Here is a 17,432-nt window from a genome sequence, read left to right as displayed (position 1 = left end):
TCCCACATCTGTGGCTCTACCGGCCAGGACCCACTCCTGTCGGCAACCCACGCTTACATGCGGAGGGGCCCCAGCCAAGACCTCCATACCGTCTACAGCCACTTCTGGCGTTTGAACACCACGTAGAGCGCGCTGGAGCAGATCACCATGGCGATCAGTGCCAGCGGATAACCCAAGTGCCACTTCAGTTCCGGCATGTCCTCGAAGTTCATGCCGTAGATCGCGGCGATGAGCGACGGCGCGAACAGGATTGCGCCCCAGGACGAGATTCGTTTGACCTGTTCGTTCTGCTCGAGGCTGACCTGCGTCATGTTCCGCATCTCTTCGTTCTGCTGCTGCGCCACCATGGTGGAGTGCACCGTCATCGCGTTCTGCAGGTTGGATCGGAACGATTCGATGCGGTCGGAGATGCGGATTGCGTGGTCCAACACGTCCCGAAGGTTTCGCTGCAGTTCGACATCGACGTGATACTTGTCGGACCCGCGCTTGAGGGATTCGATCATCTCCACCAGAGGCTTTGCCGCACGGTCGAATTCGGATACCTCACGCAGCAGTGAGTAGATGCGCCGCGATACGCTGGGATCGCCGGTGAACAGCTGATCCTCGATTTCGTCGATGTCGGTCTGCAGTCCCTTCACCACTGGGACGTACTCGTCGACAACCTGGTCGAGGATGCCGTACAGGATTGCCTCGGGTCCGAGCGCGAGCAACTCGGGCGATTCCTCCAGTCGATGTCGGACGAGACCGAGTTCGGGTGATTCGGCGTGGCGGATCGTGACGACGAAATCGGCTCCGAGAAAGATGTGCAATTCACCGAATTCGACCTTTTCGGTCTCGTCGATGTATCGGGCGGGCCGCAGCACGACGAACAGTTGCTCGGCGTAGCGTTCGAGCTTCGGCCGCTGATGTGCCGCGATGGCATCCTCGACGGCGAGTCGGTGAAGCCCGAATTCCGTAGCCACCGCGTTGATTTCGCTGATCTCGGGACGGTACAGGCCGATCCACGCCATGCCGTGGCGGTCACGCATGCACTCGAACGTGATGTCGAGACTCTCCGGATTCGCGGTCCGCTTTCCCTCGACGTAGACGGCATTGTCGACGATCGGCACTTCGGGTCACCTCGATTCGAGAACTTCGAATGTGCCGGACGGCACCCGATCGAGACTATCGCCTGAAACAATGGGGCGATGCGGCAGCAAGTTCATTTCACCACTCTGGCCACTGCGGATCTCGATGCAGCCCGGTCGTTCTACTGCGACGGGCTTGGGTGGATGCCGTTGCTCGACGTTCCTGGCGAAATCCTGTTCTTCCAGATCGGGCCCGGTGCGGTGCTCGGTCTGTACGACGCCACCGCGTTCGACGGGGATCTGGGACGTCCGCCTCGCGAGCACGACCTCGGCTCGGTCACGTTGGCGCACAACGTCGACGACGCGGCAGCCGTCGACGCGATGTTCGCGGCCACCCTCGCGGCGGGCGCGACACCCATCAAGACACCTCAGCGAACATCGTTCGGTGGCTATCACGCCCACATCGCCGACCCCAACGGAGTCATCTGGGAAATCTGCCACAACCCCGGTTGGAGCGTCGACGACGACGGGACGGTTCGGCTGACTTAGCCGGCACCGACTATCAGTAGGAGGGCGGCGTTCTCGCTGACCTTGTCACCGGCTTGAAAGTTGGTTCCGACGACCGTCGCGTCGGGACGGTCGTAGTCGGAGCTGACGTCGGAGAAGCCTGCATCCGACAACGCCTGCACCGCGTCCGATTCGGTCATTCCGGCCACTGCGGGAAGCGTCGCGCGGTCGGGTGCTGCGTCGGCGATAGCGCCGCCGCCGAGGGTCAGTGCCCCAGCCACTGCGAGGGTGGCGATCGTCTTCTTGAATCCGATACCCATGTCTTCGTCCTTACTCGTCGGCGCTCTCTGACAACGCAACCGTGCTCCTGGAGGCTGTGACAGCGTTTCGACGTTGCTGTGAAGCAGCTGTCAGTCGCATGACATGCTCGTTCGGTGCTTCTCGACCTCCTCGGATACATCGGTATCGCAGTCTTCGCGGCGTCGGGTGCACTGGTCGGGGTATATCGACGACTCGACTTGTTCGGGGTCTGCGTCGTCGGAATCACGACGGGCATCGGGGGCGGCATCGTTCGCGATGTGCTGCTCGGTATCCATCCACCGACGTCGCTGGACACCTGGCCGAACGTCACCGTCGGGTTCTTCGCCTCGCTCGTGGTGTTCGTCGCACATCGGCAGATGGGCAAGGTGCGTCGGGGTGTGCTCGTGCTCGACGCGTTCGGGATGGGCTTGTTCGCCTCGACGGGCGCGACGATCGCCCTGAGTGTCGGCGGTAGTGCCCTGTCCGGAGCGCTCATCGGGACGACGACGGCCGTAGCCGGTGGCGTGATCCGGGACGTCCTCGTCAACGACGTGCCCCTGCTGCTGCACCGCGACCTGTATGCCCTACCTGCGCTGCTCGGCGCGACGGCCGTCGTGGTGGCCGAGGCGCTCACTCTGCCGGAGAACGTCGGGTTGGTCGCGGGGACGATACTGGCGACCGGCCTGAGATTGCTGGCCCTGTGGCGTAAATGGAACCTGCCGCAGGCTCGGAACCTGCCCACGCTGTGAGCTCCGACTGCCGGAGCGCGTACCGACCGACCACCCCTCTCAGCCGTGTCTCAGTCGACCAGGACAAACTGTACCGATGCGGATACTGGTGGTCGACGACGATCGAGCGGTGCGCGAATCGCTGCGCAGGTCGCTCACGTTCAACGGGTACACCGTGGACCTGGCGGTCGACGGCCTCGATGCCCTGGAACAGGTAGCTGCGGCGCGTCCCGATGCGTTGGTGCTCGATGTGATGATGCCGCGTCTCGACGGCCTCGAGGTGTGTCGGCGATTGCGCAGCGTGGGCGACGACCTGCCGATCCTGGTGCTGACGGCGCGTGATTCGGTGTCCGAGCGCGTAGCCGGTCTCGACGCCGGTGCAGACGACTACCTGCCCAAGCCGTTCGCGCTCGAGGAGCTCCTGGCTCGGCTGCGGGCATTGTTGCGGCGCACAGCTATGGAAGCCGGCATCGACTCGGAGACCATGACGTTCGCGGACCTGTCGCTGGACCCGGTCACCCGTGAGGTCTCGCGCGGCGAGCGTTCGATCAGCCTCACCAGGACCGAGTTCTCGTTGCTCGAGATGCTCATGACCAATCCGCGCCGAGTGCTCACCAGAAGTCGCATTCTCGAAGAGGTCTGGGGCTACGACTTCCCGACTTCCGGCAACGCGCTCGAGGTGTACGTCGGGTATCTGCGGCGCAAGACCGAGGCCGAAGGGGAGTCGCGACTGATCCATACCGTTCGCGGTGTCGGATACGTCCTGCGCGAGACGCCCCCGTGATAGGCAGTTCGTTCGGGCGCAAGACGCCCGACGGCGGCGCACTTCCGCCTCCGCCGATGCGGCCACCGACGCCGTTGACGAGATCGGTGTCGTTGCGGTGGCGGGTGACGCTGTTGGCTGCGTCCGTCGTGGCGATCGCGGTGGCCGTCATGGCCATTGCGGCCTACACCGTGGTCTCGCGCGCGCTGTACGGCGACGTGGACACCCAGTTGCGTTCTCGCGCATCGGCATTGGCGGAATCGGACCTGGTGTCCTACGACCCACGGTTCGTGGCCGGTGCCACGTTGTACAGCACCGACGTCAGTGTGGCGTTGATCTACCCCGACATGACCAGTTACAACCCGCCCGGACCCAAGGTGCCCGTCGGCGATTCGGAACTTGCTGTGGTGCGCGGAGAGCAGGCCTCGTCGCTGCGCACACTCGACGATCAGCGAGTGCTCGCGCTGCGCACCAAGGACGGCAGCACCCTGATCGTGGCGCAGCGACTGCTGCCCACCGGAGAAGTGCTGGATCGTTTGGCGTGGGTTCTGCTGATCGTGGGAGCCTGTGGTGTCGTGCTGGCGGCGGGTGCAGGCATGGCCGTGGCGCGCACCGGTTTGCGGCCGATTGCACGATTGACCGCCGCCGCAGAGCGGGTGGCGCGTACCGACGATCTGACGCCGATTCCGGTGACCGGCGACGACGAATTGGCCCGATTGACCGAGAGTTTCAACACGATGCTCCGAGCCTTGGCCGAATCTCGCGGCAGGCAGAGCAGATTGGTCGCCGACGCCGGGCACGAACTTCGGACGCCGTTGACGTCGCTGCGCACCAACATGGAACTGTTGATCGCGGCCGGGCGTCCGGGCGCACCGTCCATTCCCGACGAGGACATGGCCGAGCTGCGAACCGACGTGGTGGCGCAAATCCAGGAATTGTCCACGCTGGTGGGTGATCTGGTGGACCTTGCACGCGAGGACGCACCCGAGACGGTGTTCGAGCGGGTCGATCTGGCCGATGCGGTCGAGCGCAGCCTCGAACGAGCTCGCAGGCGTCGCAACGAGATCGACTTCGATGCCACGCTCATGCCGTGGTTCGTATACGGAGATCAGGCGGGCTTGTCGAGGGCAGTGCTCAATGTGCTCGACAACGCGGCCAAGTGGAGCCCCAGCGGCGGAGAAGTCCGAATTGCCATGCGGCAGATCGGTGAAGGCCTGCTCGAGCTGACAGTGGACGACGCGGGCCCCGGCATTCCGGAGGAAGACCGCGAACTCGTCTTCGAGCGTTTCTATCGCTCGACGGCATCGCGTTCGATGCCCGGATCCGGTCTGGGACTTGCCATCGTGCGGCAGGTGGTCGTCAAACACGGCGGCACGATTGCCGTCGAGGTGTCCGAGCGGGGTGGAGCTCTCATCCGAATCGTGTTGCCCGGTGAGGGTGCCGCGGACCACGAGACACTCTCGGCAAACTGATAGGCGAGTCTCAGCGCGCTCTCAGTACCGCCCTGCACAGTGAGTAGCAAGAAGGCGGGCGACCTCGAAGCCGAGGTCTCTATCGAAGGAAGCAACAGCGATGAGCGACGACCGTAACGAACCAGAACAGCCCGGACGGGATGCCGGTGCACAGCATCATCCTGCGGACCGGGCTTCACACGGCGGCGAGCACGATCCCTCGACTCAGCACCAGCCCACCCAGCAGCAGCCGGCTCAGCAGCCCACCCAGCAGAATCCCACGCAGCAGTTCCCACCCCAGCAGGCGCATCCCCAGCAGAGCTACCCCCAGCAGTACGCGGGCTACGGGCAGAATCAGTACCAGCCAGGCTACGGCCCCTACGGTCAGCACGGCGACTCGCAGGCCGGTCAGCGCAACCCCGGTCAGCACAACCCGGGCCAGCATGCGCAGCCCCAACAGGTTGCGCCGCAGCCTCATTCGACATCCGGCACCGTCAAGTCCCGGCCGGGTCGGTCTGCTCTGGTGGCCGGAGCGATTGCTCTCGTTCTCGTGGGCGGCGGAATCGGCGGCGCTGTCGGTGCCATCGCGACCAACAACGCCAACGGCAACAACGCCGGTGTCACCAATTCGTTGAACTCACCGATCACCGCCGCTCAGCCGGCCGCCAATTTCCCCGACGGTTCCGTTCAGGCCGTCGCGAACAAGGTGCTGCCGAGTGTCGTGCAGATTCAGGTGAAGGGCTCGCAGCAGGAAGGTGAGGGCTCCGGCGTCATCCTCAGCAGCGACGGCCTGATCCTGACGAACAACCACGTCGCCACCGGCGCAGGAGCCAACGGCAAACTGACCGTCGCGTTCGCCGACGGGTCGGTGGCCGACGCCACCATCGTCGGTGCCGACTCCGTCTCGGACATGGCCGTCATCAAGGCCGAAGGAAAGACGAATCTGACGCCGATCGAGTTGGGCAGCTCGTCCAACCTCGAGGTCGGCCAGCAGGTCGTCGCCATCGGCTCGCCTCTGGGCCTGGCCGGCACCGTCACCACCGGCATCGTTTCCTCGCTCAACCGCCCGGTATCGACGTCCGGTGAGTCCGGCAACCAGAACTCGGTGATCGACGCCATTCAGACCGACGCGGCCATCAACCCCGGTAATTCCGGCGGCGCTCTCGTCAACACCGATGGGCAACTGATCGGCATCAACACCGCCATCGCGACACTCGGCGGCAGTGAGGGCTCCGGCGCTCAGAGCGGATCGATCGGTCTCGGATTCGCAATCCCGGTCGATCAGGCCAAGCGGATCGCCGACGAGCTGACCACCACCGGCAAAGCCACTCAAGCGATGATCGGTGTGCAGGTGCCGTCCAAGGACGATGCCAACGGCGCAACCGTCGTCGAGGTCACCGAGGGTGGCCCGGCTGCGGCGGCCGGCATTCCGAAGGGCGCGGTCATCACCAAGGTCGACGATCGGATCGTCGCCAGCGGTGACGCGCTGATCGCCGCGGTGCGTTCGCACGCACCCGGCGATTCGGTGAAGATCACGTACACGGACGGTGGCAGCGAGAAGACCGTCGACGTGACGCTGGGCACCGCCGAGCCGGCTGCGGCACCCGCCGCGCAGGTCCCGTCACTGCAGATCCCGTCGTTCCCGGGCGGTCGCTGATGCTCAGGGAAGCCGGTAGGCACGGAACCATTGCAACTATTTACGCACAGCGTGAGCCGGGTACGGGCCTTACTACTACGGTGAGCGGTATGGAACTCGACGCACCTTTGGCCGGCCGCGCGTTGGTCGTCATCGTGGACGACCGGACTGCTCACAGCAACGAGAAGGATTCGACGGGTCCGCTGGTGACCGAACTGTTGACCGAGGCCGGTTTCTTGGTCGACGGTGTGGTGGCAGTGACGGCCGACGAAGTGGACGTGCGGAATGCGCTGAACACCGCGGTGATCGGCGGTGTCGACCTGGTGGTGTCCGTCGGCGGCACGGGTGTCTCGCCTCGCGACGTCACTCCCGACGTCACGGCCGAGGTGCTAGATCGCGAGATACCGGGAATCAGTGAGGCGCTGCGCTCTTCCGGCCTGGCAGCCGGATCGTTGGATGCGGGCCTGTCTCGGGGACTGGTCGGAGTATCGGGCAGCACGCTGGTGGTCAACCTTGCGTCGTCCCGTGCGGCCATACGTGACGGCATGGCGACGCTGACTCCGCTGGCGAGTCAGGTCATTGCCGAGCTGTCGGGATTGGACGCGTAGTCACTGCGATGAACGACGAGCCGATCGAGAATCGACCGGACGACGAAGCGAGCCGGGCCCGAGCAGAACGGGCCCGGCTCGCTCGTATCTTCGGGGACGTGTTGCCGGACGCGACGGGAGACGACCGGGCCGACGGTCCCGATGGCGACTCGTTGTCGGTCGATTGGTTGAAGCAGCAGCGACCACCCCATTACTTTTAGTGTGATCCACAACACATTTTGCGGCCCTGAATGACAGGTCTGTTAGTTAATCGTTTACCTGTCGTTAGCGACCTACTCGGCGGTAGTGCCGGGCGAAGCTGTCGAAAACGGACACTGCAAGCGGATTGCGGAACGGTCCAATCGCGCAATCCAGACATGACTCCCGCCGCGTCTTCCCATATCAGAGTGGTTTTACTCCTGATCGGGACCTGTAACGGTTTCGACTTCTCGGGAGATGTTGTGACGCAGGTTATCGCTAACACGGGTGTGAAAGATGTTCACGCCGACGAAACACATCACGAGATGGCAACGTTTGGGCGTCGATCGTAGGGATTGTCACGCTCAGGCATCTCCTCTAATGTTCCCCTCAGCTTCCAGAGGATCAGGGCGTGGGACCGAAACGGTGCCGCGCCCTTCATCTCGGAACAGATCGATCGAGGATGTGGCCTTCAGGCTCCATCTGGCTCGGGCTCGCACACACCGTTGCGTGCGATCTAGTTCGAGGGTGAAAGCCACAAGCTTCCCGTGCGACACCGCGCTGGGACTGAACATGATGAGGAATAAATGACGGAGATCCAGAAGTCGCGGCGCAGCCGGGGACTCAAGTCCATGAGTGTCGCGACCGTCGCCGGTGCATCGGTTGTCGGCCTGGTGCTCGGTACCGGAACCGCTTCTGCAGGCGTGGACGGACAGGTTTCTGTCGTCGACGCTGGCGGAAACACCATCAACGTGACCCTGTCCGACACGTTCATCAATGGCGTTCCGTCGCTCGACGGAAACCCGCTCACCCGTGAGTGGTTCGTCGACGAGAACGCTGCGTTCACCGTCACCGGCCCGTCGGCCGACGACTTCGAGGGCACTTTCCAGATCGGCTTCCAGGTCGGCTACCCGCTCGCCATTGCCGATCCTCAGGTCGCCTTCTCCTGGGCAACCCCGACCCTCGGCCTCGACATCGGTTCGGGTAACACCTCGACCGGAACCATCTCGACCGACGTAGAGCCGGCTCCGGCCACGATCGAGATCAGCAACCCGAATTTCAATCCGGCTCTGCCGATCAGTGCGGCCAATCCGACTGAGATCACCGTGCCGAACCCGGCCGCTGGTACGCCTACCCAGAGCCCCGTTGCGGTTGGCCTTGAGGGTGTCGGCGAAGCTACCTCCGGTATCGCTTTCCACGCTGACTTGCTTCCCACGATTGAGGGTAGCGGCGCGCTGACCCCCGGCGGCGGAATCCAGTCGGTCACGTCTGACTCCATCCCGATCACGAACGATGATGACGGCCAGGGCAGCACTGCAGACGCCGCAGGCACGTCGGGTTCGATCCAGGTTCGTGGACTGCACGGCTCCGTCACCAACGTCATCGGTAACGTCACGGTCCGTCCGTACGTGAAGGTCGTCAGCAGCGCGGGCGACATCGCCGCTGTTGCTTACGGTCAGCCGGTTCGCTTCAACTGACCTCGATCGGTTGAACCAGGTGTGACTTAGTTCTACCAATTCAGGCCCGTACGGATCACTCCGTGCGGGCCTGAATTACGTTTGGGCCAATTCGACTGGCTCCCATCGAGAGGTATTGGAGATACATGCGCTCGACTACTCGCTTCATCTTTGCCGCGGCCGGTGCTGCCGCAGCCTTGGTGCTTGCCACCGGCTGCAGCAGCGCAGACGAGTCGGCGGCTACCGGCCAGAACACCGATGTATGCAACAGCTTTGCCGCCGACCACAATGAATTGGTTGGGTTGGTCAAAGCTGGCCCAGGGACCGCCGAGAACTTGGACCCATGGACTGCGGACAAGCAGGCGGCCGTCGACAAGGTCAAGTCACTGTCCGGCACCGCGTCTGGTGACGTCGCCAGCGCGATGACGACGTTCGCGGACGCCGTTCCCGCAGATACGCTCGAACTGTCGGAGCCCGACAGCGAGTCGGGCAAGGCGTTCGTCGACAACGGCGCAGCAGTGAAGTCCGCCTGCGAGGCGGATGGCACCTCGATCACGCTCGACGAGCTACCGCTGACCACGTTCACCAACTGATCGCCTGACGGGCCCTCTCGGCCTGTCGCACGCCCAACAACGAATGAATGCGCCATTCACGCTGTCAGACAGCGTGAACGGCGCATTCATTCGTTGAAGCAGACCGGTGTCAGTCCTTCGAGTGCTTACCGAGGTCGGGGGAGGGCGAATCGATTGCTTCGCCGCTGCCGCCGGTGGTGTCGGCCGCCGTCGAAAGCTTCTGTCCTGCAGTGGTTCCACCCGCCAGAATGTCGCGGATCTGCACCAGCACGTCGACGTCGCTCAGTTCTTTCTCCGGCTGGCTGACGAAGCGCTTCTTCGCGGTGTTCACCGGCAGAATCAGCACGAAGTACACGACCGCGGCGATGATGATGAAGTTGATGATCGCCGTGATGACCGCGCCGATATTGATGAACGTGGCGTCGTTACTACTGAGGATCTTGATTCCCCACCCCAGTTCGTTGCTGCCACCCACAGCGGCGACCAACGGGTTGATGATGTTCGTGGTGAACGCCGTGACGATCGCAGTGAATGCTGCGCCGACGACGACTGCGACCGCGAGGTCGACCACGTTGCCTCGCAGCAGAAAGTCCTTGAAGCCCTTAAGCATGAGCGCTCTCCGATCTCTGGGTATGTTTCTGTCTCGCCAGACGTTAACCCAGATCGAGCGACTTCGGACCTCGTGAATCGCCCGGGCACCGGCTCAATGCAATGTCACCGTCAAAGCGCTCACCAGCGACGCGGCTGCCACCGTCGTCGCATCCTCGGTCGGTAGGGCGAGCAGCACCACCCGATCTCGTTGCCGACCTCCACCGGCCTCGGCGGAGACGAGCACCACCATCGCCCCCGATGCCAGTATCCGAGCCGCAGGTGGGGCGTCGGGATTCTCCTGAGTCTCGACGGTCAGGACATCCACTCGATCGCCTTCTCTGAGTAGGTCGGTCACGCCCGCATCGGCGAGATGGACCGGTACGACGCGTGCCTCGGCACCCAGCGCCGCGCTGGCTGTCCGCGAGCCCAACAGCCGGACGTCGGTGAGCAATTCGCCTGCTCGAACCGGTCCGGTCAGTGTCCGTCCGTCCACGTCGGCGGAATCGAGCACTGCGCCGTCGGGCACCGCGGCCGAATCCCATTCGGCGACGGCAACATCGGCCGGCGTCAGTATCGTTCCCGGCGTCAGGTCGCGGCCGGCCGTGACGACGCGGACGCGATCGTCGCCTGCGGCGTCGTCGACGAACAGCAGGACTGCGACGGCCACCAGAATGCCCGCGGCGATGCGTCGAACTTTCACCGATCCCACCCACGCGGGACGCTGAGCGAAGCGGTCGAGCAGCGTCGAGTCCAGTCGGTTCTTGCGGGCAGCCATGACCGGAACGGTAGCGGTCCCAACTGGCCTGAAGAGACCGAAAAGGCCGGCCTGTGGATAACAGACCGGCCTGTGGATGGATCCGAAAATTACTGGCTGGCAGCAGCTTTCGTGGTGGAGGACGAGGAGGAGCTGCTCGACGAGGACGAATCCGACGACTTCTTCTCGGCCGGCTTCGAGTCGCTCTTGGTCTCCGACTTCGTGGCCGCGGCGTCGGACTTCTTCTCGCTCGCGCCTTCGCTGGCGGTGCCGGAGTTGCCCCGACTGTCGGTGCGGTAGAAGCCGCTGCCCTTGAAGACGATGCCGACCGAATTGAACAACTTGCGAAGCTTGCCGGAGCATGCCGGGCATACCGTCAACGTGTCGTCGGTGAAGGACTGGACGATGTCGAAGCGGTTGTCGCACTCGGTGCAGGCGTATGAGTAGGTGGGCATCGTGTTTCCTCCGCGCTGGTCACCGAGGAGGTTCGCGCTCTGCTGGCCGAGGCCGAACACCGCCGGTGTCTTGTCTGTTCGTCGAAAGTGGGGAGAGCATTAGCACTCTACAGTCAGGAGTGCCAACGAATCGAATCGTAGCGTTATTCCGTACCCAAGCGTACGAGCCCGCCGCCGGGAGTCAGCGCGTGCGTCACGCGGCGGTCGTGCGGTTCGGCCGGTAGCCGGGAGAACAGCTCCGCGTCGCGCACGATTGCGACCAGCATGGCCTCGGGACTGCACAGGTCGAGAGTCCGGTCGTAGAACCCGGCTCCGCGGCCCAGCCGAACACCGCGGCGATCGACGGCCAGCGCGGGCAGCAACACCAGGGAGCACTGCCCGACGGCGTCGGGCTCGAGTAGCGGACCCGACGGCTCGAGCAGCCCGTACGGTGCCCGCACCAGCGCATCGCGGCCCTCGTAACGCGCCCACTTCAGCGGCCCCGGCTCACGGGCACTCGGCAGCAGAACCGTGGCTCCGGCCGCGGCCATCGCGTCGAGCATCTCGATCGACCCCGGCTCCCGGCCGATCGGAACGTACGCCGCCACGACCGAGTGTTCGGCCGCCAATTCGCCGACGGCATGGCAGAGTGCGGAGGACTCCATCGCGCGTTGCGCATCGTCGAGCAGTCGGCGTTCGGCGAGGACATGCTCCCGCCACAGATCCTTCGGCGTGTTCTCCGAAAATTCGGGAACGCTCACAACGGTTCACTCTCCCTCTCGTGCTGTCGTTCAACGATATGCACTCGGGGGTCGAACGGGGCACACGCCGAGCCAATCGCCAGAAACCACGGATAGGGTGAGCACCATGACAGAAGCCGCTTCAGCGACGACCGCCGCCACGCCTGTGCACTTCCGCACGGCCATCGTCCCCGCCGCAGGCATGGGTACCCGGTTCCTGCCGGCCACGAAAACCGTTCCGAAGGAACTACTTCCGGTCGTCGACACTCCGGGTATCGAACTCGTCGCCGGAGAAGCGGCAGATTCCGGTGCACAACGGTTGGTCATCGTCACCTCTCCCGGCAAGGACGGCGTCGTCGCCCACTTCGTCGAGGACCTCGTTCTGGAAAAGAAGCTCGAAGCGAGCGGAAAGCTCGAAATGCTCGAGAAGGTACGCGTCGCCCCCAAGCTTCTGGACGTGCAATCGGTCATTCAGCACGAACCGCTCGGACTCGGTCACGCCGTCGCATGTGCCGAGGAAGCACTCGACGACGACGAGGATTCGGTCGCGGTGCTGCTGCCCGACGATCTGGTGATGCCGCGCGGTGTGCTGGACGTCATGGCCCGGGTGCGCGCCAAGCGCGGCGGCTCGGTGCTGTGCGCCATCGAGGTTCCCGACGACAAGGTCTCGTCCTACGGCGTCTTCTCCGTCGAAATCGTGCCCGATGCCGTCAACCCGAACGTCCTCAAAGTCACCGGCATGGTCGAAAAGCCCAAGAAGGAAGAGGCACCGTCCAACTTGGCTGCCGCGGGCCGCTATCTGCTCGACCGCGCGATCTTCGACGCGTTGCGACGCATCGAGCCCGGTGCCGGCGGCGAATTGCAGCTGACCGACGCCATCGCACTTCTGATCGAGGAGGGCCATCCCGTTCACGTGGTGGTGCATCGTGGATCGAGACACGACCTCGGAAATCCCGGGGGATACCTACGCGCTGCGGTTGACTTTGCTTTGCAGCGTGACGACTACGGTCCCGCGCTGCGTGAATGGCTGAACGAACGCTTGAGCGACAGCTGGGCACCGGAACTGACGACGTACGAATAGCATCGCGGGTCGATGCCATAGAGGAAGGGCCAGATGCGCTCGGTCGAAGATCAACAGACCAGGGTGACCGCAGCGGCGGTGGCTCCACGGCCTGTTCGGGTCGCCATCTCGGAAGCGCAGGGTCTGCTCTGCGCCGAGGAAGTGGTCACCGAGCGTCCCCTTCCCGGCTTCGACCAAGCCGCGATCGACGGTTACGCCGTGCGCAGTGTCGACGTCGCCTCCGCAGGTACCGACCTGCGTAACGAGGAAGACGAGCGCATCGACCTGACGCTGCCCGTCGTCGGCGAGGTCTCCGCGGGTTCGCGTCAGCCCATCCGGCTGCAGCCGCGTCAGGCCGTACGGGTCGATACCGGGGCACCGCTGCCCACGTTGGCAGACGCGGTCCTGCCGCTGGATCGCACCGACAACGGCCGCGCCCGGGTCAAGGTGTTCCGTCCGGTGCGCTCGGGCGACTACGTGCGCAAGATCGGCGACGACGTCCAACCCGGCGACGTCGCCGTGCGTGCGGGAACGATCATCGGTGCCGCGCAGGTCGGCTTGTTGGCCGCCGTCGGACGCGACAAGGTGCTGGTGCACCCGCGTCCGCGGTTGTCGGTCATCTCGGTGGGCGGGGAGTTGGTCGATACCGATCGGACCCCCGGGCCCGGTCAGGTGTACGACGTCAACTCCTACGCGCTCGCTGCTGCAGCGCGCGATGCCGGAGCCGACGTGAACCGCGTCGGCATCGTGAGCACCGACCCCAAGCGACTGCGTGAAGTGGTCGAAGGCCAGTTGATCCGCTCCGAGATCGTCGTCATCGCGGGCGCGGTCGGCGGCGGCGCGTCCGATGGCGTCCGTGAGGCGCTGGGCGAACTCGGGGACTTGGAAGTCGAGCGGGTTGCCATGCATCCCGGCTCGGTGCAGGGATTCGGCCAGCTCGGACGCGACGAGGTGCCCACGTTCCTGTTGCCTGCCAACCCCGTCAGCGCGCTCGTGGTGTTCGAGGTGATGGTCCGTCCGCTCATTCGCATTGCACTCGGCCGTCGCCAGCCGCTGCGCCGGACCGTCACCGCGCGGACCGTCGCACCGATCACATCGATCGAGGACCGCAAGGGATTCCTGCGAGGGCAGCTGATGCGCGACGAGGGCACCGGCGAATATCTCGTTCAGGCTCTCGGCGGTGCTCCGGGCTCGTCGTCTCATCTGCTCGCGACACTCGCGGAGGCGAACTGCCTGGTCGTCATCGATCCCGACGTCACCGAGATCCGAACCGGCGAAGAAGTGAAGGTTTCGTTCCTCGCTCAGCGCGGCTGACGCACGCGCTCACACGCGCAGCGCATACGATCGACTGATGCCGCGAACGTGGTCGAGCCATCCGGGTTGGCCGGCGAAATTGGGTCCAGTGCGAGTGGCCGGGGGAACGGTGACCGTCCGGCCCGTCCGCATGCGCGACGCAGCCTCCTGGAGTCGAATCCGCACCCAGGACCGCGCACACCTCGAGCCGTGGGAGCCGAGCGGTGAGGGCAGTTGGAATTCCCGCCACCACATCTCCTCGTGGCCCACACTGTGCTCGGGCCTGAAGTCCGAGGCACGCAAGGGACACATGCTGCCGATGGTGATCGAGGTCGACGGCGAATTCTGCGGGCAGATCACCACCGGAAACATCGTGCGCGGAGCGCTCCGGTCGGCGTGGATCGGGTACTGGGTGTCCAAGGAAGTCAACGGCAAAGGCGTCGCCACCGCGGCGCTGGCGCTCGGGCTCGATCATTGTTTCGGACCGGTCGGGTTGCACCGCGTCGAGGCAACGGTGCGTCCGGAGAACCTCGCCAGCCAGGCCGTGCTGCGTAACGTCGGTTTCCGCGAAGAGGGCCTGCTCTACAAGTACCTCGACGTCGACGGCGAGTGGCGCGACCACAAACTCGTCGCGATCACCTCGGGAGAGGTGCAGGGATCGGTCGTCGATCGATTGGTCCGCGCGGGCAGGGCTGCGTGGGCATAGCGCTCACTCCACAGTGTCCGGTTGCAGATGTTGTCAAAGTGACAGGAGTGTAATTCGGGTCGGCGCGTCTGCGGGGTTCTCGCACCTGCTCCACATAACCTGAGGGCGTCTCGACTGTCGCTGTCGCCTGAGGAAGGAGAACATCGCCGATGCCGAACTCGATCATCTGGATCGGTCTCGTGGCCGTCTGGCTCTTCGTTCTCCTTCCCATGCTGATGACCAAGCGTCCGCAGATCATGCAGACCACGGACGCAGCACTCGCCACGCGCGTGTTGCATCGGGGTGGCACCAAGCGCAAGCAGCGCGGCCCCGCGACCGGCCACCGCAGTGATCCCGACTGGCGGCCGGAGGACGACCTGCGGGTCTCCGCGCCCGCCAGCGAGATCTTCGGCCCGAAATTCGCGTCGATTCGTTCGGACTCACCCGATCTACCCGGTACCGCGGAGGACCCCATGGACACTCACGCAGAAGAAGAAAACGACCTCGAACGCGACGAACCGGTCCACGACGCACCTCGCGCGAGCTCTCCCGCACACGAGCCGGGAGTCGTCGACGACGACTTCGTGCCTCGCCGACGCGGCCGCGGCGGATTCGATCCCGAGGCCGACGCCATCGCCCGGGCCGCCCGATACGCCTTCCGTCAGCGCGCGGTTCTCGGCCTGGTGTTCGCCGCCATCACGACCGCGGCACTGGCGTTCATCATCTCCCCGACGGTGTGGTGGCTGTGCGGACTGTCCGTCGCAGTCCTCGTCGGATACCTGTACTACCTGCGCAGGCAGGTGCAGATCGAAGAAGAGATTCGTCGACGACGACTCACCCGCATGGGTCGCTCGCGCCTCGGTGTGGAATCGGAGACCGACGAAGAGCTCGAACTCGTGCCGCAGCGTCTGCGTCGACCCGGAGCCGTGGTGCTCGAGATCGACGACGAGGACCCGGAGTTCGAGCATCTCGATCATTACGAGGAGCCGTTCCAGGCACGCCGCGACGATGACGGCGATTTCCGTCGGGCACAGGGCGCGTAACAGCGGTCCCGAGGGGCTTTGCTAGAGTTGCCCAGCCGGTCGAGACGACGGCAAACGGGGCTGTGGCGCAGTTGGTAGCGCGTCTCGTTCGCATCGAGAAGGTCAGGGGTTCGATTCCCCTCAGCTCCACCCGAAACGAAAGCCGCCACTCACCTCGAGTGGCGGCTTTCGTTGTGAATCAAGGAAATACAGAGCTCGGAGCGGCGTTACGTCGCCGGCGCATGTGTCACACTTCATACGGTGACCAGCCAGATGACCGTGCATGTCGAGGACACCGAGGCTCATCGAATTGCGGCCCGGATAGTGACGCCTTTCGGCAAAGAGGCTGTGGTGACCACCGCGTCGAATTACGAGTTGGACCATTCGGCGACTCCGTGGCTTCCGCCGATGGTGGTAGCGGGAATGCGAAAGAAGTGGAGTATCGCTTTCGACGGCCCGGTGGATTCGACGGCACTTCGAGGCGCTCCCGAGGCGCAGAGAGTGTTTCTCGACTGGTATCCCAGACGGTTTCATGGGATATCGGTATCGGCTGAACCTTCCGATGTACTGTCCGACGGCCGAGGGGTGGGTTGCTTCTTCAGTGGAGGCGTGGACAGCTTCTATTCGGCAATCACCCAATCCGATCGCATCACCCATTTGATATTCGTTCACGGTTTCGACATCTCCGCCGGGAACGAGGATTTGGCGTCTCAGGCACTGGCTAGTGCCCGAGACGCGGCCGCGGAGCTCGGCAAGCCGCTGATCGAGGTCAAGACCACGTTGAGGTCGGCGTTCGGAGACCGATTGCCGCTCGATTGGGGATACGACCTTCACGGAGCCGCCCTGGCTCACGTGGGGCTGGCGTTGTCGCAGCATGTGAGCACCGTCATGATTCCGTCGTCCAACAGTCGCTGGGATCTGCTGCCGTGGGGTTCCCATCCCGATCTGGACCCGCTGTGGTCGAGTAGCAGTGTCACGTTCGATCACCACGAGTTGGAGGTGAATCGGCTCGGCAAGCTCCGGCGGATAGGCCTGGACGAGACGGCGATGAAGCATCTACGGGTGTGCTGGGAGAACCGCGACGGTCGATTCAACTGCGGAGTGTGCTTCAAGTGCATCAGGACGAAGATCGGGTTGGCCGCTGCAGGTGCGGAGAGCGAGGCCCTTCCAGGACCCATCGATCTCCATGCGGTCAGGTCCCTGACGTTGACGAACCGTCAGTGCCACCACCTGCGAAACGGGCTTGCTGCCATGGAGGAAGCAGGCGTGACCGACGATGGTGTGGTTGCGGCAGTAGACACGGCGATCCGCCGAAGACACTGGCGACAGGCTGCGTCGTATTTACGACGCGCACGATCGATATCCACAGGCTTCATACGTCGTCGCGTGAGCTGAGGCATTTCCGGCAATATGGCGTATTCGGACAACATTCGATCATTAACGGGAATCGAATTCTTTCGAACGTCTTATGAGCACCATTGCCCTGAAACGGTCTTTTGGATTGCTTAGCACCCGCGGACGAGTCACGCTGCCGTTTTCGGCGCTCTGAGCTGGGGCTACTTCTTCGGCTGACTTTAGTGTTCGCGT

Annotated in this window: 20 protein-coding genes and 1 tRNA gene; 15 read left to right on the top strand and 6 right to left on the bottom strand. The window is 64.2% G+C overall.

The features are described 5' to 3' along the window. Nucleotides 1–92: 92 nt before the first annotated feature. Nucleotides 93–1,109 carry a magnesium and cobalt transport protein CorA gene (locus tag AB0P23_RS13795; RefSeq protein ID WP_094644504.1) on the bottom strand — a complete coding sequence of 339 codons (1,017 nt, stop codon included), beginning with the start codon at nucleotides 1,107–1,109 and terminating at the stop codon, nucleotides 93–95. 78 nt (nucleotides 1,110–1,187) lie between these two features. Between AB0P23_RS13795 and AB0P23_RS13790 the strand changes: the two genes are divergently transcribed. Beyond that, on the top strand, nucleotides 1,188–1,616 hold the full coding sequence (locus AB0P23_RS13790; RefSeq protein ID WP_363797882.1) for a VOC family protein: 429 nt from the start codon (nucleotides 1,188–1,190) through the stop codon (nucleotides 1,614–1,616). Here AB0P23_RS13790 and AB0P23_RS13785 read toward each other — a convergent pair. After that, entirely contained in the window at nucleotides 1,613–1,894 is a 282-nt protein-coding gene (locus AB0P23_RS13785; protein ID WP_032371235.1) for a PASTA domain-containing protein, read from the bottom strand. The genes AB0P23_RS13790 and AB0P23_RS13785 overlap by 4 nt on opposite strands. Nucleotides 1,895–2,008: 114 nt before the next feature. Between AB0P23_RS13785 and AB0P23_RS13780 the strand changes: the two genes are divergently transcribed. The 8 genes from AB0P23_RS13780 to AB0P23_RS13745 all read left to right on the top strand — a co-directional run bounded on the left by AB0P23_RS13780 (nucleotide 2,009) and on the right by AB0P23_RS13745 (nucleotide 9,287). Then, complete coding sequence (locus tag AB0P23_RS13780) at nucleotides 2,009–2,623, top strand: trimeric intracellular cation channel family protein (protein ID WP_032364082.1); 615 nt, start codon at nucleotides 2,009–2,011, stop codon at nucleotides 2,621–2,623. 76 nt (nucleotides 2,624–2,699) lie between these two features. Next, on the top strand, nucleotides 2,700–3,386 hold the full coding sequence (locus tag AB0P23_RS13775; protein WP_027496041.1) for a response regulator transcription factor: 687 nt from the start codon (nucleotides 2,700–2,702) through the stop codon (nucleotides 3,384–3,386). A 56-nt stretch (nucleotides 3,387–3,442) separates the two neighbouring features. Next, nucleotides 3,443–4,837, top strand: a complete 1,395-nt coding sequence (locus AB0P23_RS13770; protein WP_094666207.1) for a HAMP domain-containing sensor histidine kinase — start codon at nucleotides 3,443–3,445, stop codon at nucleotides 4,835–4,837. Between the two features lie 100 nt (nucleotides 4,838–4,937). Continuing rightward, nucleotides 4,938–6,473 (top strand): trypsin-like peptidase domain-containing protein, encoded by a 1,536-nt coding sequence (locus tag AB0P23_RS13765; protein ID WP_222089942.1) that lies wholly within the window; start codon nucleotides 4,938–4,940, stop codon nucleotides 6,471–6,473. An 89-nt stretch (nucleotides 6,474–6,562) separates the two neighbouring features. Then, nucleotides 6,563–7,060, top strand: a complete 498-nt coding sequence (locus AB0P23_RS13760; protein WP_197077495.1) for a MogA/MoaB family molybdenum cofactor biosynthesis protein — start codon at nucleotides 6,563–6,565, stop codon at nucleotides 7,058–7,060. A gap of 8 nt (nucleotides 7,061–7,068) precedes the next feature. Beyond that, a complete protein-coding gene (locus AB0P23_RS13755) occupies nucleotides 7,069–7,260 on the top strand; it encodes a hypothetical protein (protein WP_363797879.1) in 192 nt (63 codons plus the stop codon). Nucleotides 7,261–7,824: 564 nt separating this feature from the next. Next, nucleotides 7,825–8,715 (top strand): MspA family porin, encoded by an 891-nt coding sequence (locus AB0P23_RS13750; protein ID WP_363797877.1) that lies wholly within the window; start codon nucleotides 7,825–7,827, stop codon nucleotides 8,713–8,715. 125 nt (nucleotides 8,716–8,840) lie between these two features. Continuing rightward, the gene (locus AB0P23_RS13745) at nucleotides 8,841–9,287 is read left to right on the top strand and encodes a hypothetical protein (protein ID WP_363797876.1); all 447 of its coding nucleotides are present in this window, start codon (nucleotides 8,841–8,843) and stop codon (nucleotides 9,285–9,287) included. A 109-nt stretch (nucleotides 9,288–9,396) separates the two neighbouring features. Here AB0P23_RS13745 and mscL read toward each other — a convergent pair whose 3' ends face one another. The 4 genes from mscL to AB0P23_RS13725 form a co-directional block, all read right to left on the bottom strand. Beyond that, nucleotides 9,397–9,876: a large conductance mechanosensitive channel protein MscL gene (gene mscL, locus AB0P23_RS13740; RefSeq protein WP_222080670.1), complete on the bottom strand. Its 480-nt coding sequence runs from the start codon at nucleotides 9,874–9,876 to the stop codon at nucleotides 9,397–9,399. Nucleotides 9,877–9,969: 93 nt separating this feature from the next. Beyond that, nucleotides 9,970–10,632 carry an RcpC/CpaB family pilus assembly protein gene (locus tag AB0P23_RS13735; RefSeq protein WP_363797874.1) on the bottom strand — a complete coding sequence of 221 codons (663 nt, stop codon included), beginning with the start codon at nucleotides 10,630–10,632 and terminating at the stop codon, nucleotides 9,970–9,972. Nucleotides 10,633–10,721: 89 nt separating this feature from the next. After that, entirely contained in the window at nucleotides 10,722–11,066 is a 345-nt protein-coding gene (locus AB0P23_RS13730; protein WP_027496050.1) for an FmdB family zinc ribbon protein, read from the bottom strand. A 143-nt stretch (nucleotides 11,067–11,209) separates the two neighbouring features. Further along, on the bottom strand, nucleotides 11,210–11,806 hold the full coding sequence (locus AB0P23_RS13725; RefSeq protein ID WP_363797872.1) for a 5-formyltetrahydrofolate cyclo-ligase: 597 nt from the start codon (nucleotides 11,804–11,806) through the stop codon (nucleotides 11,210–11,212). 106 nt (nucleotides 11,807–11,912) lie between these two features. Here AB0P23_RS13725 and AB0P23_RS13720 point away from each other — a divergent pair, with 106 nt between their 5' ends. The 6 genes from AB0P23_RS13720 to AB0P23_RS13695 all read left to right on the top strand — a co-directional run bounded on the left by AB0P23_RS13720 (nucleotide 11,913) and on the right by AB0P23_RS13695 (nucleotide 17,240). Then, the gene (locus tag AB0P23_RS13720; RefSeq protein ID WP_027496052.1) at nucleotides 11,913–12,866 is read left to right on the top strand and encodes a UTP--glucose-1-phosphate uridylyltransferase; all 954 of its coding nucleotides are present in this window, start codon (nucleotides 11,913–11,915) and stop codon (nucleotides 12,864–12,866) included. 33 nt (nucleotides 12,867–12,899) lie between these two features. Next, nucleotides 12,900–14,159, top strand: coding sequence for a gephyrin-like molybdotransferase Glp (gene glp / locus AB0P23_RS13715; protein ID WP_363797870.1), 1,260 nt, complete (start codon nucleotides 12,900–12,902; stop codon nucleotides 14,157–14,159). 37 nt (nucleotides 14,160–14,196) lie between these two features. Continuing rightward, entirely contained in the window at nucleotides 14,197–14,844 is a 648-nt protein-coding gene (locus AB0P23_RS13710) for a GNAT family protein (RefSeq protein ID WP_032364078.1), read from the top strand. A gap of 149 nt (nucleotides 14,845–14,993) precedes the next feature. After that, the gene (gene glpR, locus AB0P23_RS13705) at nucleotides 14,994–15,866 is read left to right on the top strand and encodes a gephyrin-like molybdotransferase receptor GlpR (RefSeq protein ID WP_032371228.1); all 873 of its coding nucleotides are present in this window, start codon (nucleotides 14,994–14,996) and stop codon (nucleotides 15,864–15,866) included. Between the two features lie 56 nt (nucleotides 15,867–15,922). Then, nucleotides 15,923–15,995 (top strand) — tRNA-Ala (locus AB0P23_RS13700). Between the two features lie 111 nt (nucleotides 15,996–16,106). Next, nucleotides 16,107–17,240 (top strand): hypothetical protein, encoded by a 1,134-nt coding sequence (locus AB0P23_RS13695; RefSeq protein ID WP_363797868.1) that lies wholly within the window; start codon nucleotides 16,107–16,109, stop codon nucleotides 17,238–17,240. The last annotated feature ends 192 nt before the right edge of the window (nucleotides 17,241–17,432 follow it).

This window comes from Rhodococcus sp. NPDC077669, assembly GCF_040686915.1.
Taxonomy (GTDB): domain Bacteria; phylum Actinomycetota; class Actinomycetes; order Mycobacteriales; family Mycobacteriaceae; genus Rhodococcoides; species Rhodococcoides fascians.
This window is presented reverse-complemented; position numbering and strand designations above follow the sequence as displayed.